General features: G+C 53.8%; 26 protein-coding genes. 19 read left to right on the forward strand and 7 right to left on the reverse strand.

Annotated features, from left to right (window positions below; genetic code table 11):
* Positions 1-14 precede the first annotated feature (14 nt).
* Complete coding sequence (flgL, locus tag KWG64_RS19245; RefSeq protein ID WP_218522832.1) at positions 15-932, forward strand: flagellar hook-associated protein FlgL; 918 nt, start codon at positions 15-17, stop codon at positions 930-932.
* 21 nt (positions 933-953) lie between these two features.
* Positions 954-2,000, forward strand: a complete 1,047-nt coding sequence (locus KWG64_RS19250) for a hypothetical protein (RefSeq protein ID WP_218522833.1) — start codon at positions 954-956, stop codon at positions 1,998-2,000.
* A gap of 11 nt (positions 2,001-2,011) precedes the next feature.
* Here the strand turns inward: KWG64_RS19250 and KWG64_RS19255 are convergent, their stop codons facing one another.
* Both KWG64_RS19255 and KWG64_RS19260 read right to left on the reverse strand, forming a co-directional pair.
* Positions 2,012-2,476: a hypothetical protein gene (locus KWG64_RS19255; protein ID WP_218522834.1), complete on the reverse strand. Its 465-nt coding sequence runs from the start codon at positions 2,474-2,476 to the stop codon at positions 2,012-2,014.
* Positions 2,451-3,368 carry a transcriptional regulator gene (locus KWG64_RS19260; protein WP_218522835.1) on the reverse strand — a complete coding sequence of 306 codons (918 nt, stop codon included), beginning with the start codon at positions 3,366-3,368 and terminating at the stop codon, positions 2,451-2,453. Before KWG64_RS19260 ends, KWG64_RS19255 begins: the two co-directional genes overlap by 26 nt.
* Before the next feature lie 634 nt (positions 3,369-4,002).
* Here KWG64_RS19260 and KWG64_RS19265 point away from each other — a divergent pair.
* The 9 genes from KWG64_RS19265 (at position 4,003) to lafU (ending at position 11,207) form a co-directional block, all read left to right on the forward strand.
* The gene (locus KWG64_RS19265; protein ID WP_195813015.1) at positions 4,003-4,845 is read left to right on the forward strand and encodes a flagellin; all 843 of its coding nucleotides are present in this window, start codon (positions 4,003-4,005) and stop codon (positions 4,843-4,845) included.
* Between the two features lie 204 nt (positions 4,846-5,049).
* Positions 5,050-6,366 (forward strand): flagellar filament capping protein FliD, encoded by a 1,317-nt coding sequence (gene fliD / locus KWG64_RS19270; protein WP_255562235.1) that lies wholly within the window; start codon positions 5,050-5,052, stop codon positions 6,364-6,366.
* Positions 6,367-6,418: 52 nt separating this feature from the next.
* On the forward strand, positions 6,419-6,814 hold the full coding sequence (gene fliS / locus KWG64_RS19275; protein ID WP_195813013.1) for a flagellar export chaperone FliS: 396 nt from the start codon (positions 6,419-6,421) through the stop codon (positions 6,812-6,814).
* Positions 6,807-7,109 (forward strand): flagellar protein FliT, encoded by a 303-nt coding sequence (locus KWG64_RS19280; protein ID WP_218522836.1) that lies wholly within the window; start codon positions 6,807-6,809, stop codon positions 7,107-7,109. Before fliS ends, KWG64_RS19280 begins: the two co-directional genes overlap by 8 nt.
* Positions 7,110-8,192 (forward strand): flagellar hook-length control protein FliK, encoded by a 1,083-nt coding sequence (locus KWG64_RS19285; protein WP_255562236.1) that lies wholly within the window; start codon positions 7,110-7,112, stop codon positions 8,190-8,192.
* A gap of 19 nt (positions 8,193-8,211) precedes the next feature.
* Entirely contained in the window at positions 8,212-8,679 is a 468-nt protein-coding gene (gene fliL / locus KWG64_RS19290) for a flagellar basal body-associated protein FliL (RefSeq protein ID WP_218522837.1), read from the forward strand.
* A 6-nt stretch (positions 8,680-8,685) separates the two neighbouring features.
* A complete protein-coding gene (locus KWG64_RS19295) occupies positions 8,686-9,381 on the forward strand; it encodes a FliA/WhiG family RNA polymerase sigma factor (RefSeq protein ID WP_218522838.1) in 696 nt (231 codons plus the stop codon).
* A 21-nt stretch (positions 9,382-9,402) separates the two neighbouring features.
* Positions 9,403-10,269, forward strand: coding sequence for a flagellar motor stator protein MotA (motA, locus tag KWG64_RS19300; protein WP_218522839.1), 867 nt, complete (start codon positions 9,403-9,405; stop codon positions 10,267-10,269).
* Positions 10,266-11,207 (forward strand): putative lateral flagellar export/assembly protein LafU, encoded by a 942-nt coding sequence (lafU, locus tag KWG64_RS19305; RefSeq protein ID WP_218522840.1) that lies wholly within the window; start codon positions 10,266-10,268, stop codon positions 11,205-11,207. The genes motA and lafU overlap by 4 nt, the downstream gene beginning before the upstream one ends.
* A 30-nt stretch (positions 11,208-11,237) precedes the next feature.
* Here the strand turns inward: lafU and KWG64_RS19310 are convergent, their stop codons facing one another.
* Positions 11,238-12,122, reverse strand: coding sequence for a LysR family transcriptional regulator (locus KWG64_RS19310; protein WP_218522841.1), 885 nt, complete (start codon positions 12,120-12,122; stop codon positions 11,238-11,240).
* Between the two features lie 114 nt (positions 12,123-12,236).
* Here KWG64_RS19310 and KWG64_RS19315 point away from each other — a divergent pair, with 114 nt between their 5' ends.
* Positions 12,237-13,589: an MFS transporter gene (locus KWG64_RS19315; RefSeq protein ID WP_218522842.1), complete on the forward strand. Its 1,353-nt coding sequence runs from the start codon at positions 12,237-12,239 to the stop codon at positions 13,587-13,589.
* A gap of 17 nt (positions 13,590-13,606) precedes the next feature.
* Positions 13,607-13,996, forward strand: a complete 390-nt coding sequence (locus KWG64_RS19320; protein ID WP_218522843.1) for a DUF4440 domain-containing protein — start codon at positions 13,607-13,609, stop codon at positions 13,994-13,996.
* Positions 13,997-14,077: 81 nt separating this feature from the next.
* Here KWG64_RS19320 and KWG64_RS19325 read toward each other — a convergent pair whose 3' ends face one another.
* From KWG64_RS19325 to KWG64_RS19340, 4 genes are all read right to left on the reverse strand, one after another.
* On the reverse strand, positions 14,078-15,340 hold the full coding sequence (locus tag KWG64_RS19325; protein ID WP_370530237.1) for a cytochrome c: 1,263 nt from the start codon (positions 15,338-15,340) through the stop codon (positions 14,078-14,080).
* 15 nt (positions 15,341-15,355) lie between these two features.
* A complete protein-coding gene (locus KWG64_RS19330; RefSeq protein WP_195824356.1) occupies positions 15,356-17,125 on the reverse strand; it encodes a GMC family oxidoreductase in 1,770 nt (589 codons plus the stop codon).
* 44 nt (positions 17,126-17,169) lie between these two features.
* On the reverse strand, positions 17,170-17,895 hold the full coding sequence (locus tag KWG64_RS19335; protein ID WP_218522844.1) for a gluconate 2-dehydrogenase subunit 3 family protein: 726 nt from the start codon (positions 17,893-17,895) through the stop codon (positions 17,170-17,172).
* A 1,028-nt stretch (positions 17,896-18,923) separates the two neighbouring features.
* Positions 18,924-19,958 (reverse strand): LacI family DNA-binding transcriptional regulator, encoded by a 1,035-nt coding sequence (locus KWG64_RS19340; protein ID WP_370628726.1) that lies wholly within the window; start codon positions 19,956-19,958, stop codon positions 18,924-18,926.
* 417 nt (positions 19,959-20,375) lie between these two features.
* Here KWG64_RS19340 and KWG64_RS19345 point away from each other — a divergent pair, with 417 nt between their 5' ends.
* The 6 genes from KWG64_RS19345 to chbG all read left to right on the forward strand — a co-directional run bounded on the left by KWG64_RS19345 (position 20,376) and on the right by chbG (position 25,673).
* The gene (locus tag KWG64_RS19345) at positions 20,376-20,696 is read left to right on the forward strand and encodes a PTS sugar transporter subunit IIB (protein WP_195826036.1); all 321 of its coding nucleotides are present in this window, start codon (positions 20,376-20,378) and stop codon (positions 20,694-20,696) included.
* 122 nt (positions 20,697-20,818) lie between these two features.
* Positions 20,819-22,177, forward strand: a complete 1,359-nt coding sequence (gene chbC / locus KWG64_RS19350) for a PTS N,N'-diacetylchitobiose transporter subunit IIC (RefSeq protein WP_152326755.1) — start codon at positions 20,819-20,821, stop codon at positions 22,175-22,177.
* Between the two features lie 63 nt (positions 22,178-22,240).
* Entirely contained in the window at positions 22,241-22,588 is a 348-nt protein-coding gene (gene chbA / locus KWG64_RS19355; RefSeq protein ID WP_195813000.1) for a PTS N,N'-diacetylchitobiose transporter subunit IIA, read from the forward strand.
* 14 nt (positions 22,589-22,602) lie between these two features.
* Positions 22,603-23,439 (forward strand): transcriptional regulator ChbR, encoded by an 837-nt coding sequence (gene chbR / locus KWG64_RS19360; protein ID WP_195812999.1) that lies wholly within the window; start codon positions 22,603-22,605, stop codon positions 23,437-23,439.
* Positions 23,440-23,520: 81 nt separating this feature from the next.
* A complete protein-coding gene (locus tag KWG64_RS19365) occupies positions 23,521-24,864 on the forward strand; it encodes a 6-phospho-beta-glucosidase (protein WP_218522846.1) in 1,344 nt (447 codons plus the stop codon).
* 47 nt (positions 24,865-24,911) lie between these two features.
* On the forward strand, positions 24,912-25,673 hold the full coding sequence (gene chbG, locus KWG64_RS19370; protein WP_218522847.1) for a chitin disaccharide deacetylase: 762 nt from the start codon (positions 24,912-24,914) through the stop codon (positions 25,671-25,673).
* Positions 25,674-25,694 lie beyond the last annotated feature (21 nt).

Here is a 25,694-nt window from a genome sequence, read left to right on the forward strand (position 1 = left end):
GGGAGGGATAAATCATGCGAATTACCAATCAGGTCATGGCCAATACCATGCTGCAAAACCTGAATACCAACGGCAGCCAGATGAGCAAACTGGTGACGCAAATGGCCACGCAAACCAAAATCGGCGTGCCATCGGATGATCCGATCGCCAGCACCCGTCTGGTTCAGATGAACCGCGAACAGTCGGCCATCAACCAGTACCAGAGCAATATCAGCCGTCTTTCCGGCAGTTTGTCGGTGCAGGAAGCGCACGTCAAAGCGGTCAGCGACCAGTTACAGGAAGTGCAGGACACGCTGCTTTCCGCCGCCAACGGCGTTCATTCTCAGGCAGATATGGAAGGTTTCGGGCAGAAAGTGGATAGTATGGTCAATAACCTGCTCGCCACGCTCAACGCCCGTAACGAAGATGGCCGTTACCTGTTTGCCGGCACCAAAAATGACCAGCCGCCGGTAATCTACGACGAGGTCAGCGGCAAATATGTGTATCAGGGGAACGAAGGTACGCGCAGCACCACCGTCGCCAATGGTGTCGATATTGTGGAAAACACCGCGCTGGCGCAGACGTTTGGGGACGGCAGCGATCCGCTGGCGTTGCTCAATAAACTCAACGATATCAGCAAGAAAATGCAGGATCCGGCGAGTTCACCGGAGAGCTATCAGGATGAACTGAACGCTTTACTGGGCGATGTGAAAACCACCTCCGACGCGGTTTCCGGTTTGTTCACCGATTTGGGTGGCCGCCAGAACCGTCTTACGCTGCTCGATGATGCGCACACTGACATCAAAACGGCGAACGAAGGGGTGATCCGCGAATTATCGGATACCGACACCGCGCAGGCGTATGTGGATTTCAATATGATCTACGCCTCGTCGCAGGCCGCCAATAAGGTTTACGCGCAGCTCTCACAGCTTTCACTTTTCAATGCCATTTAAACCGCAAACTGAACTGAAATTATGCAGGTAGAACGCCAGTCTTCTTCTCTTCTCACTATGACTCCGTCACCGCTTTCGGGCGGTGCTGCGGGGCCGGCGCGGCCTGTCAGCGCGTCTGCGCTGATCAACCAGACGCCGCAGACGGCGCGTCAGAACGCCTTTCCCGATGCGCCACGTTTGTCTTCGCAGCCTCTGCGTTACAACGTTCAGCTCAATGACCAGCTGACTTCCGTCCAGCAGGCGGAACATTTCCTGCAAACCACGGAAAAGCAGTTACTTAAACTTTGCCACAGCGTTTCAGGTCGGGCAGGCAGCGGTGAAATCCAGGCGCAGGCAATGTCGCTGAAAAAAGTCCTGGGTGATCGTCAGTCTCTTTCCGCCGGAACCGTTGACCGGAATATGCAGGTTTCACTGACAGGCAAAGCGCAGGTGAATTTCGGGCTGCGTAACAGCGACGCGCTGGTGAACAGCGGCAACAGCGAAACGCTGATGTTCTCGCTTGCAGGCAATCGCCGTGAGCTGAGTGCGGTGTCGCTGGGTCAGGATGCCAGCAGCAATAATTCGGTGCTGCGGCTGAATCAGGCGCTCGGGCAGTGGGGCATTCATGCCACCACGCGTCAGCAACAGGTGCAGTTTCGCGTCGAAGAATCGCAATGGTCGCGCGTCAGTCAGCATCTGAGCGTGCAGGGGGAAGGGGAGCGTTTTCCTCAGGGGCAGTTTGTTCCGCTGCGCCCGCAGGCAGAAATGTCGCTGGAGGATGTGGTCGCGGCAGTCGTTGCTGAACCGGCCAGAGCGGGCAACTATCTGCCACAATTGCAGAATTCGCTGGAAGAAATCACCCGCCAGCGTTCACAGCTGAAAACCAGCAAAGCCTCAGTGCGCCAGCGCATTGACAGCATGGCGACCTATGCGCCAAAGGGCAGCGCGGAAAAGATCGCCGCGCGTCTGGGTTCGCAGCTCAATGCATCCTCTGAAACGTATGCGGCGCTTGCCACGGCGGTCGGCGCGCAGGCAAATGTGCATGCGCTGACGGTGAGAAATGTGTTATCGGCGGTGAAAAACGCCTGATTATTCAGGCGTTATTCGCTGTACAGGATCAGCCCGTTGTGGGCAATCAGCAGTTCGGTGTTGTCGTTTTTCAGCGTGGTAACGGAAACCACATTTGTCGTCATATACTTCAGCGAGTTATTCACAATCAGCCCGCCGCCCGGATTAGAGTTGAAAATGGGCTGATAGTTGAATGCCATTCCCTTTCGCACATCTTCGCGTTTAATCAGCTTTCCTTTGGCCACAAAATGATTGTCATCGGGGCTGGTCAGCGTCATCAGCAGGGTGCCGCTGCGGTTCTCAAAATGCGGATCGTACAGCTCTCTTCTCTCTGCCAGCAGATCGTAATAGCCCAGCTGCAAGTTTTGATTTTGAAAATCCTTGCGATTAAAAACCAGCTCCGAAGGCCGGGTTCCGTTTTCGCGTGCATGCGTGACCATCCACATCGCCAGAAGCGAAACCATCAGCGCACTAGCTAGCGCAAACATCCATTTCATTTAATTTTCGTTCCGTTTCACGATAGATCAGGGAGTTCAGCTGGTCTGCGTTGAGCCGCCACTGGTAAACATTCATCGCCAGCTGGCGTTTTCCACAACTGTTGCTCAGCACAATGGTGTAATTGAGCACCATTTCGGACAGGTGATAATAAATCTGCATATGGATGCTGCGGCCTTTCAGCGTCTGGTTAATCCGGTACAGCGTGTTTTTCAGGCGGAAATGCAGGTCGTCCTTCGATTCTTCAAACGCCTGGCTGTCCGCCAGTTCGAAAATCCGGATATTGCTGTAAACATTCTCCTCAATGCTGCGCATCACCACCGCATCATCCTCTTTCATCAGCCAGGTTTTCCATCCCCAGCCAAGCAGCAGCGTCGTCAGCGCGGTGATCAGAATAATCATGCCGGTTTTCTGCCACTTAGAAGCGGTCGCCCGCGCTTTTGTCACTGGAATCGCCCGCTCCACCGGCACCGGTATTTCTTCCCTTTCCGGTACACGTTCTGGTGTGATTTCTGGTTCTGCCTGAGGTTTTTCAGCCACAACCGGCAGGGGCTCAGGCGCTTTTTCCAGTGGCTGACAAAATTCTGCTTCGAGAATGTAGCCCTTTCGCGGGATCGTTTTGATGATGCGTTGCTGTTTACCGTCATCTTCCAGCGCAACGCGCAGGGCATGAACCGCATTGGGCAGTGAGTTATTACCAATAATCCGGCGTGCCCAAACCCATTGCGTCAGCTGATCGCGCGAAAGTATTTCGCCGGCGTGCTCGATAAAAACGGTTAATAATCTTAACTGATATTCACCCAGGCGGCGTTGCTCTCCCGTAATCTGATGGATCAGGGATGCAGACGCTATATCCAGCCGCCAGTGGTTAATGGTGCATTCGGAAGGTTCCATATCACTCAATTGTCTTGATTTCTAACCCGATAATATCCGGAAAATAGCAGGTTAATAAAATTGCAGATTAACCGGCTGACATAACAATAAACACTGATTAACCCGCATATCGTAATTTTAATCGGATTTTTCTCTGTTTGGCGTGTGCGCATTCTTACTTGTTTGGCTTATGAGAACACTGGTTCAGATCAATATTTTTCAGATAAGTAGTACTTCAACTTGCAGGGTTAATATTTATCTGCATGTATTTATTGTGATTTATGGTTTTAATAATAGTTAAATAATCGCAACAACTGATGTGATTATTTTCACATCCGGCCGGTTTCCCGGAACTTGCCAAACTTCGGAATGTTCTTGCTATGGGGTAAACAAGAATCATTTCAGTCGGGTAATAATATTTTCTCATGGTGTTAAGAAACCGACGTATTGTGTCGCTTATAACCCCTTCGGGTTAATTAAACAGTGGCAGTGTCTTTGTATAAAGAAGGAATATATTTACGTCCCCCCAAAAATAAAAAATCACTTTTTTTTCATTTTCGATTTAATTACTGAAATACAGGTGTCGTTTATCACTGGTACTAGCGAATGAGTCTGATGGACAGGCTCACAAGATTGACTACCAAGGAGATGACCCATGTCTTTATCTATTTTCACCAGTGCTTCATCCATGGCTTCCACCAACGCCCTGAACAAATCCAACAGCATGCTGAGCACCGCAATGGAACGTCTGGGTACCGGTAAGCGTATCAACTCTGCGGCAGATGACGCAGCTGGCCTGCAAATCGCGACCCGTCTGCAAGGGCAATCAAACGGTATGACGGTGGCGAAGCGCAACATTTCTGATGCTACCGCGATGCTGCAAACGGCTGAAGGTTCTTTCGATGAAGTGACTAACATCCTTTATCGTATGAAAGACCTGGCAACACAGTCTGCGAATGACACGAACACCCAGAAAGACCGTGATTCACTGCAGGCTGAGTACAGCGAGCTGAATAAAGAACTGGACAACATCATGAGCAACACCTCTTACGGCGGCGAAAAACTGCTGAGCGCAAGCGGCAAACTGTCCAATTCTATGAGCTTCCAGATCGGTTCAAGCTCCGGCGAAACCCTGAAACTGGATCTGAAAACTTCCCTGACTGCGGTCAGCGGCGCAATGACTACCGTTTCCGGTCTGACCCTGAATGCGACGGCTTCAGGCAGCAACGCGGCTATCACCCAGATTCAGGATGCACTGGATACCGTGGGCAGCATGCGTTCAAGCCTGGGTGCCAACATCAACCGTCTGGGTCACACCGCGGCGAACCTGGCAAACATGCAGGACAACACTAATCTGGCGCTGGGCAACATCCAGGATGCTGACTTCGCTTCCGAAGCATCTTCCATGACCCGCAACCAGATGCTGGCGCAAACCAGTATGTCCATGCTGAAACAGTCCAACAGCATGAGCGGTATGGTGATGTCCCTGCTGGGCTAATCCTGCTTCTCCCGCACCAACAAAACACCGCTGAAAGGCGGTGTTTTGCTATCAGCCGTACGGAAAATGCAGGCGACGCTTTTCCCTTCCGCCTGCGGGGAGCGGGGCGGAAGTTTCCCTTCCCATCAAATAAAAAATTACAGCAAAAACAATGAATTAAAAGTTGGCATGCCTTTTGCTAAAACGTTTAACTCAATGAGGTGAATGATGAGCGATTTATTAAGTCTGGACCCACAAACCATGGCGCAGCAGATGGCGCAGTACGACGTCATGGCGTTGCAGTCCGCCCTGAAAACCCAGCAGGGCACGCTGAAAACTCAGCAGGCGGCGCTGTCCGCCCTGAAATCTGCCATGACCGATTTCCGCACGGCGCTGACGGCGATGAACAAAGCCGACAGCGGCATGTTGAAAAACAGCGCGACGGTGAGCAAAGAGGGCTATCTGACGGCGACGGCCAATTCCAGCGCGTCGAAAGGTTCCTACAACATCTTTGTTCAGCAGACGGCGTCGTCGAGCCAGACCGCGTTTGAAAACCTGAGCGATGACGAAGTGAAAAACGCCAGCGGCATGATGGATATCACCATCAATGGCGAAACGCTGTCAGTGGATATGGATTCCGTCAGCACGCTGGGCGAACTGGCCAGCGCCATCAACGGCAGCGATGACAACCCCGGCGTGACGGCGTCACTGATGCGCTCTGAAGGGAAAGTCACGTTGCTGCTGAGCAGTAACGAAACCGGCGAGAAAAATGCGGTCACGCTTGATACCAGCGGTATTACCGGTACCGGCGCAGATGCGTTGCAGCAAAGTGTCATGACTGAAGCGAAAGACGCGATTGTGCGCATGGGCAACGAGAACGGCCCGGAAATGCGCAGCAGCAGCAACACGTTCAGCGAGCTGATTCAGGGCGTCACGCTGGAAGTGACGGCTGAACAAAAAGCCGGAGAGACGCCGTTGCAACTGCGTATCGGCACTGACCAGACCGAAACCACGGCGCAGGTTCAGTCGTTTATCGATGCGTACAACAACCTGCGCACACAGCTCGATACCCTGACTCAAAGCGGCGCTGGCGGTAAAGAACGCGGCGCGTTTGCCGGTGATGCCGGGATCAGTTCGCTGTCCCAGCAGATGAATTCGATGCTACGTACCGAATTTAACGGTAAGCGCATCACCGATTTCGGCATCACGGCAGACAAAGACGGCAAGCTGACGCTCGACAATGACAAATTTAAAGATGCTCTGGCAGAAGATCCGGCCAGCCTGACGGCGCTGTTTAACGGCAACGACGGTCTGATCAAAGGCATGGATAAGGCGATGGACGGCTATCTGAACAACACCAACGGGATGCTGAAAATGCGTCAGGACACGCTGGATCGCAAAGAAAGCCAGCTGACCGATAAAGCCGACCAGATTAATACCCGTTATGACACGGCCTACAACCGTTATCTGAAGCAATTCACGCAGTTGCAGAACGTCATGACACAAATGAACAACACCATGAGCATGTTCGGGATCGTCTAAAAACGCATTCACGCGCAGGCCAGAGAACCGCAGGGAGCTGACGGAGAAGCTTATGTACGGAAATACTCAAAACGATTATCACCATTATCAGGATGCGGATCTGGCGATTCAGACCGCCGCCGCCACGCCGCACCAGCTGGTCCTGATGCTGTTCAACGGCCTGATGGATGAACTGGTGCGCGCGCGCAGCCATATCGAAGCCAAACGTTTCGAGAAAAAGGCGCAGAGCATTAACAAATGTATCGACATTCTGAACGCCCTGACCAGCGCACTCGACTACGACCGGGGCGGCGATCTGGCGCTGCAACTGGCAGGCATTTATGACTACAGCGTTTACCGCCTGTATGACGCCAGCGACAAACTGTCCGTCGAAATGATTGACGAAGTCGCGCAAATCCTGGGCAATATCCGCGAAGGCTGGGAAGGGATGGGCAAGCTGAATGGATGATCTTCAGCTCATCCGCCAGCTCGGGCAGGCGTTAACGCAGGCGGTCGAAGCACAGGACTGGCCGCGTTTACAACAGGCAGACCGGGCCATTGCCCGGCTGCTGCACGCAATGGCCGCTTCGCCGCTTACGCAGGAAAAGCGTCAGGCATTACAGGCGCTGCAGCAGCATCACCAGCAGATGTATCGCGTTTGCGAAACGCGCCGGACGGAGCTGGAAGAAAAGATGCGCCAGCACCGGAGCCAGCGTGACGGACGTCAGGCGTACGCCTTATTTTCTCAGGAAGAGGAACTGTAATTGATCCCTTTGCAACCGATGAATTTCCCGCCAGTGACCGGTTCCGCGCTGCCGGAGACGCTGGCGTTACCGGCACAAGGGACGGCTTCTGACGCGGTCAGTTTTGTGATGCCAGAACTTCCGCTGATCGCCTTTTCTGCTGATGGCGGTCCGGACGAATCTGCCCCCACATCGTCAGAAACCGACACGCAGCTGTCTGACGACGTGGCGGCACAACTGGCACAACTGCTGAATCTTCTGGTTCCGCAGGAAACGCCGGTAGCACCTGTCGCTCCTGTCGAAATCGCGGCCACAGAACAGGCAACACGGGTTCTGCCTGCGGGTTATGAACCCCCTGTGATGCCGGTTGCGGCGGAAACTAAAACTCCCCGCGCACAAACTTCTGCGGCGCTGGCAACGGCGGCCAGCGTGGCTGAAAGCCTGTCTCAGCCGGGCGCGCAAAACACCCTCAAGCCGCTGGCGATGTGGCCCGCGCTGATCTCACTGGCACAGCGTCAGGAAGGTGCAGAAAAACCGGTGCTAACGCCGGGAACGCAGCAACAGCCTGCAGGCGTATTGCCCGCCAGTTTCCAGACCGCGCATAACCCGCCGGACATCACGCAGGGTCGTTCTGAAGCTGCTTCCAGAGCCGTAAATATGCCGATGAATATCACCGACGGCACGCAGATCCAGGGCGAGAAATTACGTCAGGTTCTGGGCGAGCGGTTACAGCTGCAACTCGATAACCGCGTTCAGCACGCCACCATCCGTCTGGATCCGCCCGAGCTGGGCAAAATTGAGATCTCGCTGCAACTGGATGCCAACAAATTACAGGTGCAGATCCAGGCCGGACAGCCGGAAGTCGCGCGCGCCCTGCAACAGGTCAGCCATGAACTGCGCCAGTCGCTGACTGCGCAAAACAACCTGCAGGTGCAGGTCAATATTTCGTCTCAGCAGCAGTCATCGCAGCAGCAGGGACAACACCCGTCGCAGACGCCGTACCAGCCCGCAAATCTGGCGGATATCGCCCCGGCTGCGCGCAGTCGCGCCGATGACATGTCGTCTGTGAAGCCGCTCGACACGTCAATTCTGACGACAGTCTGACCAACAGGGTAATGACATCATGACTTTAAAGACTTTTTTACTTGGCCTGCTTCTGGCTATGTTCGCCGCGGTCATGACCGCCGGTTTGGTGGTTTTTGGCAATGCCTGGCTTAACGACAAACCGGACGGCCCGGTTCGTTCAATGCTCAGTCGCAGCGCGCAGGAAAAAGACGACATGGAATTCGTTGAGATTAAAAACCTGGTGGTGACGCTGAAAAACGATCAGGGGCGTGAGCGTTATATGCTGCTCGAGCTGGGGCTGGGTACGGCTGGCGAACAGCAGAAGAAACGGGTAGAGAATTACATTCCGGTGATCCGCGGCACCACGGTGGATGTGTTGTCGGCGATGACCTATGCCGAAGCGCGCAATTTGTCCGTCGGTGAAATCCGCGAACTGCTGATGGAAAACTACCAGAAATCGTTTGAACGCAATGACAGATCCCTGCCGTTTGAGAAAGTCATCATCAGCAAGCTGGTGTTCCAGTAATCCGCAATGAGTGAATTTATCGAAAGCGTAGCGCTGACGCCCGGTCAGGAAAGTCAGTACATGAAGGACTGGCTGCCGCTGGTCAGACGCGTGGTACGCCAGCTGGCACCGCAGGCGGATGCGGTCATTGACCGTGATGACATGGAACAGATAGCGCTGATGGGATTGCTGGAAGCGCTGCGTCGTTACGGTGCGCCTGACGAAATGTTCGCCGGTTATGCCGCGCTGCGTATCCGTGGCGCGGTGCTTGACGAGCTTCGTCTGCACGACTGGCGTCCGCGGCGCCTGCGGCAGAAAACGCACAAAATCAGCGATGCGCTGCGTACGCTTAGCCGCACGCTCGGCCGCGAGCCGCAGGAAGAAGAAATCCGCCTGCACCTTGAGCTGTCTGCGGATGAGTATCAGGAATACCTGCAACTCGACAGCGCGGGCACGATGGAAAGCCTCGATAACCTGCTGGCGGTGGGGGATTTCGCCCCCGCAGCCTTGCAGGGCCGGGCGCTGGAAGACGACGTGCATACCAGCCGTATGCTCGCCTACGCCATCAGCCAGCTGGACTCGCGCGAACAGATGATTCTGGCGCTGTATTACCAGCAGGAACTGAGTCTGAAGGAAATCGCGCTGGTGCTCGAACTGACTGAAGCGAGAGTCTGCCAGCTCAATAAAAAGATCAGCGAAAAAATTCGCCTCTGTTTCAACTAATCAGATTTATACGGAAAGATTATGCAAAAAATTCTAGGTCTGCTCATCGTGCTGTTCAGCGTCGTTGGCGGATACATTATGTCCGGCGGGCAACTGGCGTCGTTCTGGCAACCGGGTGAAATCCTGATCATTCTCGGCGCGGGCATCGGGGCGATGGTGATTGCCAATCCCAAACACGTCCTGCGGGAAATGTGCCAGCAGGTGAAAGGCGCGATGCGCAAAAATGAATACACCGACGAGTTCCAGAGACAGCTGCTGATCCTGCTGTATGAACTGCTGGAACTGGTGCAGGACGGCGGCCTGAAAACGCTGGACGAGCACATTGAAGTGCCGGAAAACAGCCCGTTATTTCAGAAATACCCGCTGATCCTGCGCGATAAAGCGCTCATTACGTTTATTGCGGATAACTTCCGCCTGATGGCGATGGGCAAAATCAACGAGCACGAACTGGAAGGGATCCTCGAACAGGAACTGGAAGCGGTGGAAGAAGAATTGCTGGTGCCTTCGCGCTCCCTGCAACGTACCGCAGAAGCCATGCCGGGATTTGGTATCTGCGCGGCAGTGCTCGGTATCATCATTACCATGCAGTCGATTGACGGTTCCATCGCGCTGATCGGGGTGAAAGTGGCTGCGGCGCTGATCGGGACATTCCTCGGCGTTTTCTTCTGTTATTGCCTGCTGGATCCGCTGGCGAATGCCATGGAACAGCGCAGTAAAAGCCGGATGTCGGTGCTGGAATGCGTGCGTATGGTGCTGGTGAATCACGTTGCCGGAAAACCCACGCTGCTGTCCGTGGATTCCGGACGCAAAATGCTGCCGCTTGTCAGCAAACCGACCTTTGCAACGCTTGACGGCTGGGTTAACCAGATGGCGGAAGATGAGACATGAGATCGTCGAAAAATACCCACAGCACAACGATCATCAAGCGGGGTTCGCGCAAGGGGCATTCCGGCGTTCACGGCGGTGCCTGGAAAGTGGCGTTTGCAGACTTTACGCTGGCCATGATGGCGCTGTTCATGGTGCTGTGGATTGTCGGTTCCGTGAGTGAAGAAGAACGCAAAGAAATCGTCGCGCAGATCAACAGCCAGTCGATTTTCAGCAGCACGGTTTTTGACCCGATTGATATGGAAAGCGCCAGCGGCGGCGGCAAACTGATCGGCCCCGCACAGCCGGTGACCGACGCCAGTACCGCGCAGAATCCGAACGATCCACGCGGTAAAGACGGGAAAGACGCAGACGGCGGTGAATCCCTCGACAGCGTGATGAACCGTTCGCATATTGAAATGGAAGAACTGACGGCGGTGATTGAAAAAATCACGGCGGAAAATAACGCACAGGCCAACCTGAAAATTGAAGTGATCCCGCAGGGGCTGCGCATTCTATTGCAGGACGACCGCCAGAAAGCGATGTTTGAGCGCGGCAGTTCCACGCTTACGCCATTCTTTGGCCGCCTGCTGACCGAATTGGCGCCGGTATTTAATAAACTGGATAACCAGATCATCATTACCGGCCATACCGATGCGGTGCGGTTCCGCGATCAGGAGCGTTACAACAACTGGAATCTCTCCGGTGACCGCGCACTGGTGGCGCGCCGGGCACTGGAAGGCGGCGGGCTGGATCAGGCGCGGGTGATTCAGGTGAGTTCGATGGCTGACCGCATGCTGCTTGACCCGGAAAATCCGGAGAGCGCGGCAAACCGCCGCATTGAAATTACCGTTCTGACCAAAGCCGCTGCCGACACATTATTCCAGTTCTACGGTTATCACGGCGAGAAAGTGGTGAAGCCGATCACTGAACGGCTGGAAGCGGACGGCAAAAAGCCGTAACCGCATTAGGATGAGTCTCCCTCCCGGCATTCACTGCGCACGTAAGTGATCAATAAACCGCCGTACTTTCTCGGGAACGTGGCTGGTGTTGGGGTAGAGCGCAAAAATCCCCTGCGGCGGAAAACGATGATCGGGCAGCAAATGGCGCAGGCGGCCCGCGTCGGTTTCCGGCTGAATCAGCCAGTCCGGCAGCAATGCGACACCGGTGCCGTGCAGGGCGAACGCCAGCAGCGAAGACGCATTATCGGCGGTCACGACCGGCGGCGTGGCGACGCGAAACAGCTTTTGTTCTCCCTGCGGTAACGTCACGGGCCAGCTCACCGGCCATGGCAGACGGCAGTGGGCAATCCACTTTGCTTGTGCCAGCTGTTGCAGATTACCGATGTCGCCGTGCCCGCGTAAAAACGCCGGAGACGCCACCGGCAGTATGCCAAAACTGCCCAGCGTGGCGGCGTGATGGCTGGAATCCGCCAGCTGACCAAGGCGGATCGCCAGATCGAAACGGCCTGAAATCAGGTCATCGTGATGCGATGAGGCGACATGCTGAATGCGCAATTGCGGATGCAGCGCCGCAAACGCGGCCAGCGCCGGAACCACCACCCGCGCGCCATATTCCGGCGTACTGGTGATCCGCAACTGACCGCTCAGCCCGCCGTGATCGCGGCGCACATCGTCGAGCACCGATTCCGCGTCCTGCAATAAAATCCGGCAACGTTCGTAAAAGCGTTCGCCGGAATCAGTCAGCGCCAGACGCCGCGTGCTGCGGGTCAGCAGCGCGACGCCGGTTTCATTTTCCAGCTGCTTAACGTTAAAACTCACCACCGCTTTGGTCAGCCCGAGCGTTGCCGCTGCGCCGGTAAAACTCCCCGCCGTCACCACTGCCACGAAAATTTCCAGACGTTGTAAATTCAGCATGCCGAAGCCTTTTATTGTCAAAATTATTTTGACAGTGTAGCGGCAACCCGCCCGTATATCAGCCACCCTTTCTCCGTTACATTGCCCGCCATTCAGTGTGAAGGAGAGAATCAAATGCAGTACCGCACGCGTGTGGCCAGTGTGTATCTGCTGGGGTTTTTTGTTGATCTGATCAACATGTTTATCGCCAACGTGGCGTATCCCGGCATCGCCCGGCATTTTGACGCGCCGGTCAGTGCGCTGGCCTGGGTCAGTTCCGGGTATATTCTCGGGCTGACGCTGGTGATCCCGCCCAGCCGCTGGCTGGCTTCACGGCTGGGCGCCCGTCGCGTATTCACCGTGTCGCTGGCGATTTTTATGCTGGCGTCGGTTGGCGCTGCGGGCGCGCAAAGTCTGACGTCGCTGACGGTCTGGCGGAATGTGCAGGGGCTCGGCGGCGGCCTGCTGATCCCCGTCGGACAAACGCTGGCGTACGCACTTTATCGCAGCCACGAACGGGCGCGGCTTTCAGCGGTGATCATGCTGGTTGGCCTGCTGGCACCGGCGTTATCGCCGGTGGCGGGTGGCATTATCGTGGATCATCTGAACTGGCGCTGGGTTTTTGTCGCCAGTTTACCGCTGGCGCTGCTCGCCTGGATCCTTGCATTGTGCTGGCTGCGCGAGGTTCCGGCTGAACCTGCGGTGCGTTTTGACCTGCGCGGTTTTTTACTGGCCAGTCTCGGGCTGACGCTGATTTTATCCGGCCTGACCCGTCTGGGGGAACGCAGCGAGTTGACCGCGGGGAGCGCGTTATTGCTGGCGGGTGTGGCGTGTCTTTATGCTTTCGTTCGCGATGCGCGCAGGCGACATAATCCGCTGCTGGATCTGCGGCTGATCAGGGAGCCGCTGCTGCGCACCGCGATGATAATTTACCAGTGCATCCCCGGTATTTTTACCGGCGTGGGCCTGATTGCGATGCTGTATTTGCAGGATGAAATGCAGTTTTCTGCCGCGCAGGCGGGCGGACTGATGGTGCCGTGGTCGGTGGCGTCGTTTGCGGCTATCGGGTTAACCGGCAAAGTGTTTAACCGCACCGGCCCGCGCGCGTTGTTTATCCCAGGATGTCTGGTTCAGGGGTGCGGAATTGCGCTGCTGGCGTGCATGACCGTTTATCCGCAGGCGTGGCTGGCGGTGGCGGCGTTCACGCTGATGGGGTTCGGCAGCAGTTTGTGCAGCAGCACGGCGCAGAGCTGCGCATTTTTACACATCGCCGCGCCGCAGCTTGCTGACGCCAGCGCGTTGTGGAACATCAACCGCCAGCTGAGTTTTTGCCTTGGCGTAACGGTCATCAGCGTCCTGCTTAATCTGTTGCAGGCGTATCTGCCGCAATGTGCCTACGAAGTGAGTTTCGGGCTGGCGGCGGTGAGCGTGCTGGTTCCGGTGATATTTTGTCTGAGATTACCGCGCGGGGCGGTGGTGCAGGAATGAAAACAACAGGAGAAAAGATGAACCGTTTTGTGAAAGAAGTGTTTGATGCGCATGAACTTATCCGCCAGTGGCTGGGCGATGCAAATTCTCCGCAGGCAATTTGTGATGAATTGCTGGCGCGGTTTAGTGAGGATTATTCGATGGTGACGCTGACCGGCCACCGGCTGGATTATGCGGCGTTACGGGCATTTTTCACGGCGCAGCACGGTGCGAAAACCGGGCTGGAGATTCAGGTTGAGCAGCCAGAATTAATTGCGGAAAGCGAGTTCTCCGCCGTGGTGACGTATCAGGAGCGCCAGCAATTGCCGGGGCAGGCGGCGACGCTGCGTTATTCAACGGTGGTGTTCAGCGTGGTCGCGCAGGGCAAAATCCTTTGGCGGCATCTGCATGAAACAGCGGCGGGCTGATTTCTGCATGCAGACGAAAAAACGGCCTTCCCGCAGGAAAGCCGTTTTGATTTGAAACCCGATATCTGGCGGGCGGCGAAATCAGTGGGTCAGCGTTTTTCTGACTTCACTGACGTCTTTCGCTGTCACTGCAGGCGCGTTGTTGCTCCACCCCTGACGGATAAAGGTCGACAACTGCGCCGCTTCTTCATCGGTCAGACGGCCCGCAAAGCCCGGCATCGCCAGCGTTGACGGTGCGCGTGCGGTTGACGGTTGCTGAGCACCGGCGAGGATCGTGTGGATCAGGCCGGTCGGATCTTTCGCATTCACAATCGTTGCCTGATCCAGCTGCGGGAACACGCCCGGTGCGCCTTTGCCGGTCACAAAATGGCAGGCCCCGCAGTTATCCAGATACAAACGCTCGCCTTCGCTGAGGTTTTTCGCCGCCGTCAGTCTGGCTTCGGTCGCGCTGGTTTTCTGCGTTTCCGGTGCCGGAACCGGCGGATTGCCGCCCAGGAATTTGATGTACGCGGCAATGGCTTTCAGATCTTCATCGGTCATGTGTGCGGTACTGTTCTCCACCACCGACGTCATTTCACCGCCCACGGCCGCTTTGTCGTTGCGCCCTTTGCCCAGATAATCAACGATTTCCTGCTGATCCCAGTGCGCCACGCCGCGCAGCGACGGAACGTCCCAGTTATTCAGACTGCCGCCCGCGAGGAAATCAGAGTCGCTGCTGTCCAGCGCCTTCTCGTTCATCCCCAGACCGCGGGGCGTGTGGCAACTGCCGCAGTGCCCGAGGCTTTCGACCAGATACGCGCCACGGTTTACTTCGGCAGACGCGCCGCCAATCGGCTGGAACGGTTTATCGGATGCGAATGCCCAGTTCCAGAAACGCATGCCCCAGCGCTGGCTGAACGGGAAGCTCAGATCTGTTTCCGGTGGCTGTTCAGCACTCGGTTTCACGCCCTGCATGAAGTAGACATAAAGCGCGTGCATATCTTCATCGTTGATTTTGGCGTAATCCGGATACGGCATCGCCGGGTACAAACGGGTGCCATCCGGCAGCACGCCTTTACGCACGGCGTCCGAGAATTGCGCTTCCGTATAACCGCCAATCCCGTGATCTTTATCCGGCGTAATATTCGTCGAATAAATGGTTCCCAGATTCGAATTAATCGCCAGGCCGCCGGAAAACGCCGGTTTCCCCGCCACCGTATGGCACGCGCCGCAGTCACCCAGACGCGCGACGTACTCGCCCTGTTTGATGAGCTGCGCGTTATTCGCGTCATCCGCCTGCGCATTGGCCATCAGCCCGGTGCCCAGCAGCAGGGCGTTCGCGATAAATAAACTTTTGAGTTTCATCCTGTTCATCTCCGCTTATGCCTGAACCAGTGGACCAGGATTTTTCAGATACTGATCTTTAATCGCCTGCGCGGCCATCAGCGTGATGGCTCCGATGGTATCCGTCGGGTTCGCCTGGAAGTTCTGCGGGAACGCATTGCCGCCCGGCACAAAGACGTTATGCACATCCCAGCTTTGCAGGAACTTGTTCAGCGCGGAGGTTTTCGGGTTATCGCCCATGACCGCGCCGCCGACGTTGTGCGTCGAAACGTATTTGGTCAGATCAAAGTGTGCGTCCATCGGCAGGAAGCTTTCGCTGTAGCTGTCCGGGTTCAGCTCTTTGGTGATATTGCCCACAATCCCTTTCAGGTACTGCTGAAGTTTGAGTTCGTTCTGTTTCCAGTCGAAGGTCATCCGCAGCAGCGGATAGCCGTATTCATCTTTGTAGTTCGGATCGAGATCCAGATAAATATCGCGATAAGACTGACAGGTGGTGGTGATGCTGATTTTCATCGAGTGGCCGTACCACTCTTCCATGCCTTCTTTCCAGCCGGTGCCCCACGCCGGTGTGCCTTTCGGCAGAGACGTGCTGATTGGCGTGCCGGTGGCCTGAGAACTGTGGATTTTCGCGCCGCCGATAAAGCCCAGAGCAGGGCCGTCGAAATTGCCCGGAGAGATGTCGTTGATCATCTGGCCGGTGGCGCCTGCGGTGGCGAACGGGTTGAAGTTTTTGTCTTTGAAGAACAGCGTGGAGCCGCCATTGCTCAGGAACGCATAGTTACGGCCAATCACGCCTTCTTCGGTGATCGGGTTGTAAGGTTTGCCGATCCCGGAAAGCAGCATCAGGCGGACGTTACAGAACTGGAAGCTGCTCAGCACCACGATTTTCGCAGGCTGGAAGCACTCGTTGCCCTGCGCATCCATGTAGATCACGCCTTTGGCGGTTTTCTTGTCGTCATGCAATTCGACTTTCAGCACGTTGGCGTGGACTTCATAAGAGAAGTTGTCCATGCGTTTCAGTGCGTCCATGACGGCCGTCTGCGGCGAAGCTTTCGAGTAGTTCAGGCACGGATATTTACTGCAATAGCCGCAGTAGTTGCACGGTGCGATCTGGTTGCCGTACGGGTTGGTCCAGGCGCGGGAGACGCAGGCAGACGGGTTCGGGAACGGGTGATACCCCATTTTTTTCGCCACTTCGGCAAACATGCTGCTGTTAAGCGTATCTTCCAGCGCAGGCAGCGGATACGGCTCTGAGCGTGGCCCTTCGAACGGGTCGCCGCCTTCCATAATCTGGCCGCGCAGGTTGCCGGTTTTGCCCGACTGCCCGCAGATGTGCTCAAACTTGGTGTAATACGGCTCGATTTCATCCCAGGTGAACGGGAAATCCATGATCCGCATATCTTCCTGCAAAATGCCCGGTTTGTACGCCTCATCGGCATACGTTTTGAGCTTTAAATCGGTCGGCGTAGGGCGGATAAGAACAGCCGTCCAGTGCAGACCGGAACCGCCAACGCCCGTACCCGGCGCAAATGCGCCCCATTTACGGGTCGGCAGCGCGGTTTCGCTCATGTTGTAACGCACGGTCACCGCTGCTTCGGCGGGCGTTGCCATCACTTTGTTGCGTACGGCGTAGGCGTATTCATCCGCCGGTTTCGGGTAAGCAAATTCTTCGTACCCGCGATCGCCGCCGCGCTCAAGTGCGCGAACGGTCAGACCGGCCATTGCCAGCTCGATGCTCATCAGCGAGCCCGCCCAGCCGAGGCCGACAACGACGACGTCGACTTCTGGTTTAATTACTTGTGCCATCTTTAATCCTGTCAGTCATCAGAAAACGGAAAGAGGTCCGGCGCTCAGGCGCGGGCACCTTGCAGGCTCACCGGCCCCAGCGGATAAGGGACGTTGTGTTGTTTCACCCACTCCGTAAAGCTGGCGCGCGCACCGGGGAATCCGATGGCGATCCACGCTTTCATGCCTTTGTTGCCGCCATAAATCGGGTCTGCCAGATAGCCATGTTTGGTATCGGAAAGCAGTTCCCCGAAGAATTGCGACGCGACCAGGTTCTCTTCGCCCATATCGGCAAAACGGATGCCATTTTTCTGGAGCTGCGTCAGGGCGTTGTCTTTGTCCTGATCGGAGAGCGCGTGGAAGTCTTTCTGATGATTTTTCTGACACCAGCTGTTCGCCAGGCGAATACCGGTTTTGTAGATTTGCTGAGGACGGAAGGGGATCTGATACCCCATGGTCGCGGGCGCGTGAACGTTAAATGGCCCCTGCATATAGATTTCTTCGCCGAAATCGCCGTGCATTTGCTGATCGATAAAAATTGGCACGTTGGTTTCAAGCGCGCCGGGCGCTTTCCCTTTGCCTCCTGCGGGGATCAGACGGTCAGCGGCGGCCATTATAAATTGCCACTCATCCGCGCTGAAAAACACGGGTTTATAATCGAGTAAATCCGGGGCAGCCATTTCAGCAGCCTGCGCCGCGGACAACCCTTTCATCATGATGGTGCCGACGGGCAACGCCATCAGCGACCCAAGTAAAAACTTGCGACGGGTAGTTTTCTTTTGAAGGAGCATAGAATTACGACTCTCACATGCCTGATGTTAAGTTTGGGTTAATTGTTATTATTTTTGGGTACAAATTTATAATATCACCGCTACATTTAAAATAAATGACTAATTTCCACAAGGAATGTGAGGAGGAGATATTTCTTATGTTTTTAGATATCAGTGAATAGGTTAAATTTCATATAAAACAGTATGTTATTATTATTTTATTCGAGTTTTCAGTTGCGGGGATTTAGCATTTCTTATCAAAGAATAGCGACGGATAATTCCGGTTAAATTTAGATCAATATAATTCCGGAAGGAAAGTTAATGTTATTTGTTGATATAAATGTTACCTAACATTTTTAACATTTAGAAAATGGAATAAATTTAATGTTTATATTTAAGGTCAATACCAAGACCTTGGGTTGCCACCCAAACGGGCTTCAAGGGCTTTACACAGACTTGTGTAAGTTTCGGTTTTTCAATTGCAGTGACTGCTTAACGCGCTGCGCCGAAACCGACCAAAGAGGCCCGGGACGGAGCCTCTTTGGAATCTCCGCGTCTTTTTTACTGCGCGCTATCGCTCGCTGACTATGTTTCAGCAGCCACATCTATTGCCGCAAAATCCCGCCGCTGCGCGGTGCCCTCCTGTCGGGTTACAAACCGCGCGTAAAGATACGCGGTTTTCCACCTCTCCCTGCGGCGCGATTTTTGAAAGCGGCTGGAGGCATTTTTAATTCAAAATCAAAATTAGCCGGCATCAATCTTCCGAATTACATAGCCATTGGCCGCTTTCAAAACGACGTGGAGTGAGCGGTGAGAAACAGCGAGAGTCTTTATTCGAGGAGGTTCGAACCCGAAGCGAAAGTACCGCGCAGCGGCGGCGTTTGCGGCAATAGCCGTTATGCCTGAAACATTGTCAGCGAGCGATAGCGCGGAGTTAAAAGAGCCCGGGGGGCTTGGGGGCGGCGGCGATATGCCGCCCCCAAGTCGGTGTGGGCCGACGCCCACGGTTTTGACCTTGAAGCCCGTTTGGGTGGCCAACCCAAAAACAATCAGGCTGATTCCCTGATCACCAACCGATACCCCGTATCCACAATCGGTTCCTCAACCTTAATCCCTTCAATTCTGTCCGCCAGCATAGTGGCTGCGCGGATCCCCAGATCCCATTTCTCCACGCTGACAGTCGTGATCGAGGGCCGGTTATGGGCCGCGAAATTCAAATCAGCAAAACCGATCACCGAGAAATCATCGGGTACGCGCAGCCCCTGTGCTTCCGCTTCCATGATCACGCCTTGCGCCAGCGTGTCGGAACTGCAAATGATCGCGTCGAACCGCTCGCCGCCGGAAAGCATCTCTTTCAGCGCTGCACGTCCGACTTCCATATTGGCAGGCAGCGAGACCATCATTTCGCGGATTTCTGTGCCGGGTTGTGCACGCAGCACGTTGATCGCGCCATTCATGCGCACCACGGCGCGTCTGTCCGAAGCACAGATAAAACCAAAACGCGTGAAGCCTTTCTCAAGGAAGTATTCGCCAATCGCATTGCCGACTTTTTCATGTGAAAAGCCGATCAGCATATCAATCGGCGTCGGGGTTAAATCCCAGATTTCCACGACAGGAATATTGGCGTTGAGGATGATTCTTTTCAGATCTGACGAATGATGAATACCGGTCAGAACGATGCCGTCCGGACGGCGCGAGAGCAGGGTGGCGACAATCTCAGTTTCTGCATCCGGCTCGTAACCGACAATACACAGCAACATATGGTAGCCGCGCGCGGCCAGTTCATCGCTGATCGCCTGAACGGTATCGACAAACATATTGTTGTTAATCTGCGGCACAACCACGGCGATCAGCTTCGTGCGGCTGGTCGCCAGCCCGCCTGCCAGCATATTAGGGATATACCCGGTCACGTTCACGGCATCCATCACTCTGGCGATGGTGGCTGGGCGCACGACCTTGGGATTATTCAGCGCCCGGCTGACCGTCATCGGTGAAAGACCGGCTTCTCTGGCAACATCTTCAAGCGTGGCCGTACGGGAACGACCTGTGTGATTCTTTATTATAGTATTCAATGCATTGCTCACTGGTTTGCAAGTTCAAACTACGAATGTTTGCGCAATCATTACCAGTTTCTCACAAGAAAATGAGGGACGATAGACCCAAAGTGTTAAAACGCTGTTATCAGACAGATATCAATTTGAGGAGGAGAATTCTGAGCCTTTCCTCTGCTCCTCAGCGACCTGTCGTCGTGCCCCTGTAAACGAAGATCTTAATTATTTCCGCGAATTATTTGCCCAAAACGTGAAGGGAGTCATGGGCAATGGTCAAGGAGAGACAATTTCTATAAGTTCGGAATTATCCCTGCCGGAAGTGATGCCGTATACTTCTTTCAAGCAGAAACAATTAACCATCTCTATTTATCTGCTGGTACTGAGTAATGACAGATAAAGAAAGATCCGTTGTCAGACCTGCACTCTATACGGGATACGAGGGTTTTCATTATGGAAAAGAAAGTCATTTATTTGTTTTGTTCCGCCGGAATGTCCACTTCTCTGCTGGTTTCTAAAATGAAGGTTCAGGCCGAGAAATATGAAGTGCCTGTCATTATTGAAGCATTTCCTGAAACCCTGGCAGCCGAGAAAGGTCACGCTGCGGATGTGATCCTTCTCGGCCCGCAAATTGGTTACATGCTGGAAGAAATTAAGAAGGTATTACCGGGCAAGCCGGTTGAAGTGATTGATTCTGCCCTCTACGGCAAAATTGATGGGTTGGGTGTATTGAAAGCAGCGGTTGCTGCGATCAAAAAAGCAGCAGCACAGTAAGTTTTAACTTTTGCGTCAATTTTAAATTAGCAGTGATTAGCATTTTTAAGTCAAAGAGAACTCCAGTCAAAGAGCGAATTTCATACCTTGCCGCCGGAAGGCGGCTTTAAAGGAAAATGCCAATGAGCAAAGCCATTGATTCACTTGAAAAGATACTTCTCCCGTTTGCGGTAAAAATAGGTAAGCAGCCCCACATTAATGCCATCAAAAATGGCTTCATCAAATTAATGCCGCTGACCCTGGCTGGCGCCATGTTCGTTTTAATTAATAACGTATTCCTGAACTTTGGTGCCGGTTCCTTCTTTTATTCTTTAGGCGTTCGTTTAGACCCGTCAACCATAGAAACACTGGCGGGATTAAAAACCATCGGGATTAACGTTTATAACGGTACGCTCGGAATAATGTCGCTGATGGCACCGTTCTTTATCGGTATGGCGTTAGCCGAAGAGCGGAAAGTCGATTCACTCTCGGCGGGTTTATTAGCCGTTGCCGCATTTATGACCGTCACACCTTACAGCGTCGGCGAAGCGTATGCCGTTGGCGCAAACTGGCTGGGTGGTGCGAATATTATTTCGGGGATGGTTATCGGTCTTGTTGTCGCCGAAATGTTCACGTTTGTTATTCGCCGCAACTGGGTCATAACCTTGCCCGCCAGTGTACCCACTTCTGTTTCGCGTTCTTTCTCCGCGTTAATTCCGGGCTTTATCATTCTGTTTATTTTCGGGGTGATTTCCTGGTTACTCGGATTATATGGCCACAACTTCCACCAGATTATTATGGATTCCATTTCCAAACCTCTGGCGTCAATGGGAAGCGTGGTGGGCTGGGCGTATGTAATTTTCAACTCACTGCTGTGGTTCTTTGGTGTGCATGGTTCTCTGGCGCTGACCGCGCTCGATAACGGCATCATGACCCCGTGGGCGCTGGAAAACATCGCGTTGTACACCGAATACGGTTCTGTGAGTGCGGCGATTGAAGCGGGCAAGACCTTCCACTTCTGGGCCAAACCGATGCTCGACTCCTACATTCTGCTGGGCGGTTCCGGGGCAACGCTGGGTCTGATTATCGCCATCTTTATTGCCTCTCGCCGTGCGGATCACCGTCAGGTGGCGAAGCTGGCACTGCCGTCAGGCATCTTCCAGATTAACGAACCGATTCTGTTTGGTCTGCCGATTATCATGAACCCGGTTATGTTTATCCCGTTCGTGCTGGTGCAGCCGATTCTGGCCGCTATCACGCTGGCCGCCTACAGCATGGGCATCATTCCGCCGGTCACCAACCTTGCACCGTGGACCATGCCGACCGGTTTGGGTGCGTTCTTTAACAGTAACGGCAGCATTGCGGCGCTGCTGGTCGCCTTGTTCAACCTCGGTGTCGCCACGCTGGTTTACATGCCTTTCGTGATTCTTTCCAACAAGGCTCAGGCGATTATTGAAGAAGAAGAAAGCGAAGAAGATATTGCGGCTGCACTGAAATTCTAATCTGACCTGAAAGCGGGGCGAAAATGGCCCCGCCATTCAGCGGACTTTCAAGGAGAGATAAACATGTTTGATTTAGACAGCATTGTTGAGACTGAAACCGAATTGCAGGATCTGGAAGAAGTGGTAATGGGGTTAATTATTAACTCCGGACAGGCGCGCAGCCTGGCGTACGCCGCGCTGAAAAAAGCTAAAGAGGGCGATTTTGAGCAAGCGCGTGCGGTGATGGCGCAGTCAAAAATGGCGCTGAATGAGGCGCATCTGGTGCAGACCAAACTGATTGAAGATGATCAGGGTGAAGGGAAAACCAAAGTCAGCCTGGTGCTGGTCCATGCGCAGGATCATCTGATGACGTCCATGCTGGCCCGTGAACTGATTGCAGAACTCATTGAGCTTCATGAGAAAATAAAATAACGTAGGGATCCAGGATGCAGCCACAGGTATTGAGCATGGAAATCAAGACAGCGCGCGAAAATCAACTCTTCGACGGTCAAAATTTCCACATGTTCATCTACAACAAAGTAGAGAGTATTTCCGGGCTGCATGAACATGATTACTACGAATTCACCGTGGTGCTGACGGGGCGGTATTACCAGAACGTCAACGGGAAAAGGGTATTGCTGGAGCGCGGAGATTTTGTTTTTATTCCTCTGGGTTCGAATCATCAAAGCTTTTATGAATTTGGCGCGACAAGAATACTGAATGTCGGCATCAGTAAAGCTTTTTTTGAGCAGCATTATCTGGCCCTGTTACCGGCACAGTTTATTGCGTCGCAGGTTTATAAAATAAACCACGAATTTCTGAATTATATTGAGTCTGTCACGGCGTCCCTTAATTTTCGTAATGGCGAGTTTAATGAATTTCTTGAGATGGTAACGTTTTATATCGTTAACCGTCTGCGCCACCATCGTGAATCGGAAGTGACCGCGGATATTCCGGGCTGGCTGACGATGGCGGTTGAGAAAATGCATGATAAATCGCGTTTCGGGGATAAAGCCTTATCCAATATGGTGCAGTTATCCGGTAAGTCGCAGGAATATCTGACCCGCGCCACACAGCGCCATTACGGCAAAACGCCGATGCAAATCATCAATGAGATTCGTATTGATTTTGCGAAGAAACAGCTGGAAATTACGAACTACTCCGTGACCGATATTGCATTTGAGTCCGGTTACAGCAGTCCGAGTATGTTTATTAAGAATTTCAAAAAGCTGACTTCATTTACGCCGAATCATTACAGAAAGAAATTATTCAGCATTAACTAAATACCCATCGATTATAGATGGATTGTTTATATTAACCGTTTTTTGTAATTTACAGTGCATTATTATTGCACGGGAGCTCCTATGCGTAAAAAACTGAAAGTGGTCACCATCGGTGGCGGAAGCAGTTATACCCCTGAATTACTTGAAGGCTTTATTAAGCGTTACGATGAATTACCGATTACTGAATTGTGGCTGGTCGATGTTGAAGGCGGAAAAGCCAAACAGGATATTATTTACGATCTGTGCGTGCGCATGGTTGAACGCGCGGGTGTGTCAATTGAAATACACAAAACGCTCGATCGCCGTGAAGCGCTGGCCGGAGCTGATTTCGTCACCACGCAGTTGCGCGTCGGACAATTAAAGGCGCGTGAACTGGATGAACGAATTCCGCTGAGCCACGGCTATCTGGGCCAGGAAACTAACGGCGCGGGCGGGTTATTCAAAGGCTTACGCACAATTCCGGTGATTTTTGACATCATCAAAGATGTCGAAGAAATCTGTCCTGACGCCTGGGTGATTAACTTCACTAACCCGGCGGGCATGGTGACAGAAGCGGTTTTCCGTCACACCCAATTCAAAAAATTCATCGGCGTCTGCAACATTCCTGTTGGCATGAAAATGTTCATTCAGGATGTGCTGAAACTGTCAGCGGAAGACGATTTGTCGATCGACCTCTTTGGCCTGAACCACATGGTGTTCATCAAAGACGTGCTGGTTAACGGCGAATCCCGTTTTGTAGAGCTGCTCGACGGCGTGGCGTCCGGCACACTGACCGCCGGTTCGGTGAAAAACATCTTTGATTTACCCTTTAGCGAAGGGCTGATCCGCTCGCTGAACCTGCTGCCATGCTCGTATCTGCTGTATTACTTCAAGCAGAAAGAGATGCTGGCGATTGAAATGGGCGAATTCTACAAGGGCGGCGCGCGGGCAACCGTGGTACAGAAAGTCGAAAAACAACTCTTCGATCTGTACAAGAACCCGGAGCTGAACGTCAAACCGAAAGAGCTGGAACTGCGCGGTGGCGCGTATTATTCCGACGCGGCCTGCGAAGTGATCAGCGCGATTTACAACGACAAGCAGACCGAGCAGTACGTCAACTTCCCGCACAACGGCCATATTGATAATATTCCGGCTGACTGGGCGGTGGAAATGACCTGCACGATTGGCCGCGACGGCGCGAAGCCGCATCCGCGTGTCACGCATTTTGACGATAAAGTGCTCGGCCTGATCTACACCATTAAGGGCTTTGAAATCGCGGCCAGTGAGGCGGCGCTGAGCGGAAAACTCAATGACGTTCTGCTGGCGCTGAATCTCAGCCCGCTGATTCATTCCGATAAAGATGCCGAAATACTGGCGCGGGAAATGTTGCTCGCCCATGAAGCGCTGCTGCCGAATTTTGCCGATACCATTGCCGCGCTGAAATAATCCGCCGCCCTCCCGTAAAAAGGAGGGCGCGTTAAAAAGGGACGCTTATGGATAAATTACTGATTGTGAACGCCGACGATTTCGGGCTGTGCAAAGCGCAGAATTACGGAATTATCGACGCGTTCAACAACGGCGTCGTGACGTCCACCACGGCGATGATGAATATGCCGACCATCGGGCACGCTGCGGCGCTGAGTGCGGCAAATCCGGGGCTGGCCGTCGGGATGCATTTTGTCCTCACGCTGGGAAAACCGCTTTCGCCGATGCCCGGTCTGGTGCGCGAAGACGGTGAACTGGGGAAATGGATCTGGGAAATGGCGGAGCAGGGCACGCTGCCGCTTGATGAAATTAAGCAGGAACTGAAAGCCCAGTTTGCAAGGTTTACAGAACTGTTTGGCCGTCTTCCCACGCATATCGACAGCCATCATCACGTGCATCTGCTTGCACCAATATTTCCGATTGTGGAAACTTTTGCGAAAGAACAGGGCGTGGCAATACGCATCGACCGCGATGAAATCAGGAAAGGCGAAATTGTTCTGCGCGGCGCGCAAAGCACGCAGGGTTTCGACAGCACGTTCTACGGCGAGGTGATTTCAGAAGCGTTGTTCCTGAATACGCTGGATCAGGCCACCGCGCGCGGCGACGAGTCCGTGGAAATCATGTGCCATCCTTCGTTTATCGATAACACGATCCTGGCGAGCAAATATTGCTATCCGCGGCTGACAGAGCTGGATGTTCTGACGACCGCATCACTGAAACAGGCGATTGCAGAACGCGGGTTCAGGTTGGGGACGTTTAAGGATTTATAGGTTTTGGTAGCAAACCTTTCA

The organism is Rahnella sp. PD12R, assembly GCF_019200965.1.
Lineage (GTDB): Bacteria > Pseudomonadota > Gammaproteobacteria > Enterobacterales > Enterobacteriaceae > Rahnella > Rahnella laticis.

Coding starts and splice junctions, on each gene's coding strand:
- flgL (WP_218522832.1), top strand. CDS start 15: ATGCGAATTACCAATCAGGTCATGGCCAATACCATGCTGCAAAACCTG.
- KWG64_RS19250 (WP_218522833.1), top strand. CDS start 954: ATGCAGGTAGAACGCCAGTCTTCTTCTCTTCTCACTATGACTCCGTCA.
- KWG64_RS19255 (WP_218522834.1), bottom strand. CDS start 2,476: ATGAAATGGATGTTTGCGCTAGCTAGTGCGCTGATGGTTTCGCTTCTG.
- KWG64_RS19260 (WP_218522835.1), bottom strand. CDS start 3,368: ATGGAACCTTCCGAATGCACCATTAACCACTGGCGGCTGGATATAGCG.
- KWG64_RS19265 (WP_195813015.1), top strand. CDS start 4,003: ATGTCTTTATCTATTTTCACCAGTGCTTCATCCATGGCTTCCACCAAC.
- fliD (WP_255562235.1), top strand. CDS start 5,050: ATGATGAGCGATTTATTAAGTCTGGACCCACAAACCATGGCGCAGCAG.
- fliS (WP_195813013.1), top strand. CDS start 6,419: ATGTACGGAAATACTCAAAACGATTATCACCATTATCAGGATGCGGAT.
- KWG64_RS19280 (WP_218522836.1), top strand. CDS start 6,807: ATGGATGATCTTCAGCTCATCCGCCAGCTCGGGCAGGCGTTAACGCAG.
- fliL (WP_218522837.1), top strand. CDS start 8,212: ATGACTTTAAAGACTTTTTTACTTGGCCTGCTTCTGGCTATGTTCGCC.
- KWG64_RS19295 (WP_218522838.1), top strand. CDS start 8,686: ATGAGTGAATTTATCGAAAGCGTAGCGCTGACGCCCGGTCAGGAAAGT.
- motA (WP_218522839.1), top strand. CDS start 9,403: ATGCAAAAAATTCTAGGTCTGCTCATCGTGCTGTTCAGCGTCGTTGGC.
- lafU (WP_218522840.1), top strand. CDS start 10,266: ATGAGATCGTCGAAAAATACCCACAGCACAACGATCATCAAGCGGGGT.
- KWG64_RS19310 (WP_218522841.1), bottom strand. CDS start 12,122: ATGCTGAATTTACAACGTCTGGAAATTTTCGTGGCAGTGGTGACGGCG.
- KWG64_RS19315 (WP_218522842.1), top strand. CDS start 12,237: ATGCAGTACCGCACGCGTGTGGCCAGTGTGTATCTGCTGGGGTTTTTT.
- KWG64_RS19320 (WP_218522843.1), top strand. CDS start 13,607: ATGAACCGTTTTGTGAAAGAAGTGTTTGATGCGCATGAACTTATCCGC.
- KWG64_RS19325 (WP_370530237.1), bottom strand. CDS start 15,340: ATGAAACTCAAAAGTTTATTTATCGCGAACGCCCTGCTGCTGGGCACC.
- KWG64_RS19330 (WP_195824356.1), bottom strand. CDS start 17,125: ATGGCACAAGTAATTAAACCAGAAGTCGACGTCGTCGTTGTCGGCCTC.
- KWG64_RS19335 (WP_218522844.1), bottom strand. CDS start 17,895: ATGCTCCTTCAAAAGAAAACTACCCGTCGCAAGTTTTTACTTGGGTCG.
- KWG64_RS19345 (WP_195826036.1), top strand. CDS start 20,376: ATGGAAAAGAAAGTCATTTATTTGTTTTGTTCCGCCGGAATGTCCACT.
- chbC (WP_152326755.1), top strand. CDS start 20,819: ATGAGCAAAGCCATTGATTCACTTGAAAAGATACTTCTCCCGTTTGCG.
- chbA (WP_195813000.1), top strand. CDS start 22,241: ATGTTTGATTTAGACAGCATTGTTGAGACTGAAACCGAATTGCAGGAT.
- chbR (WP_195812999.1), top strand. CDS start 22,603: ATGCAGCCACAGGTATTGAGCATGGAAATCAAGACAGCGCGCGAAAAT.
- KWG64_RS19365 (WP_218522846.1), top strand. CDS start 23,521: ATGCGTAAAAAACTGAAAGTGGTCACCATCGGTGGCGGAAGCAGTTAT.
- chbG (WP_218522847.1), top strand. CDS start 24,912: ATGGATAAATTACTGATTGTGAACGCCGACGATTTCGGGCTGTGCAAA.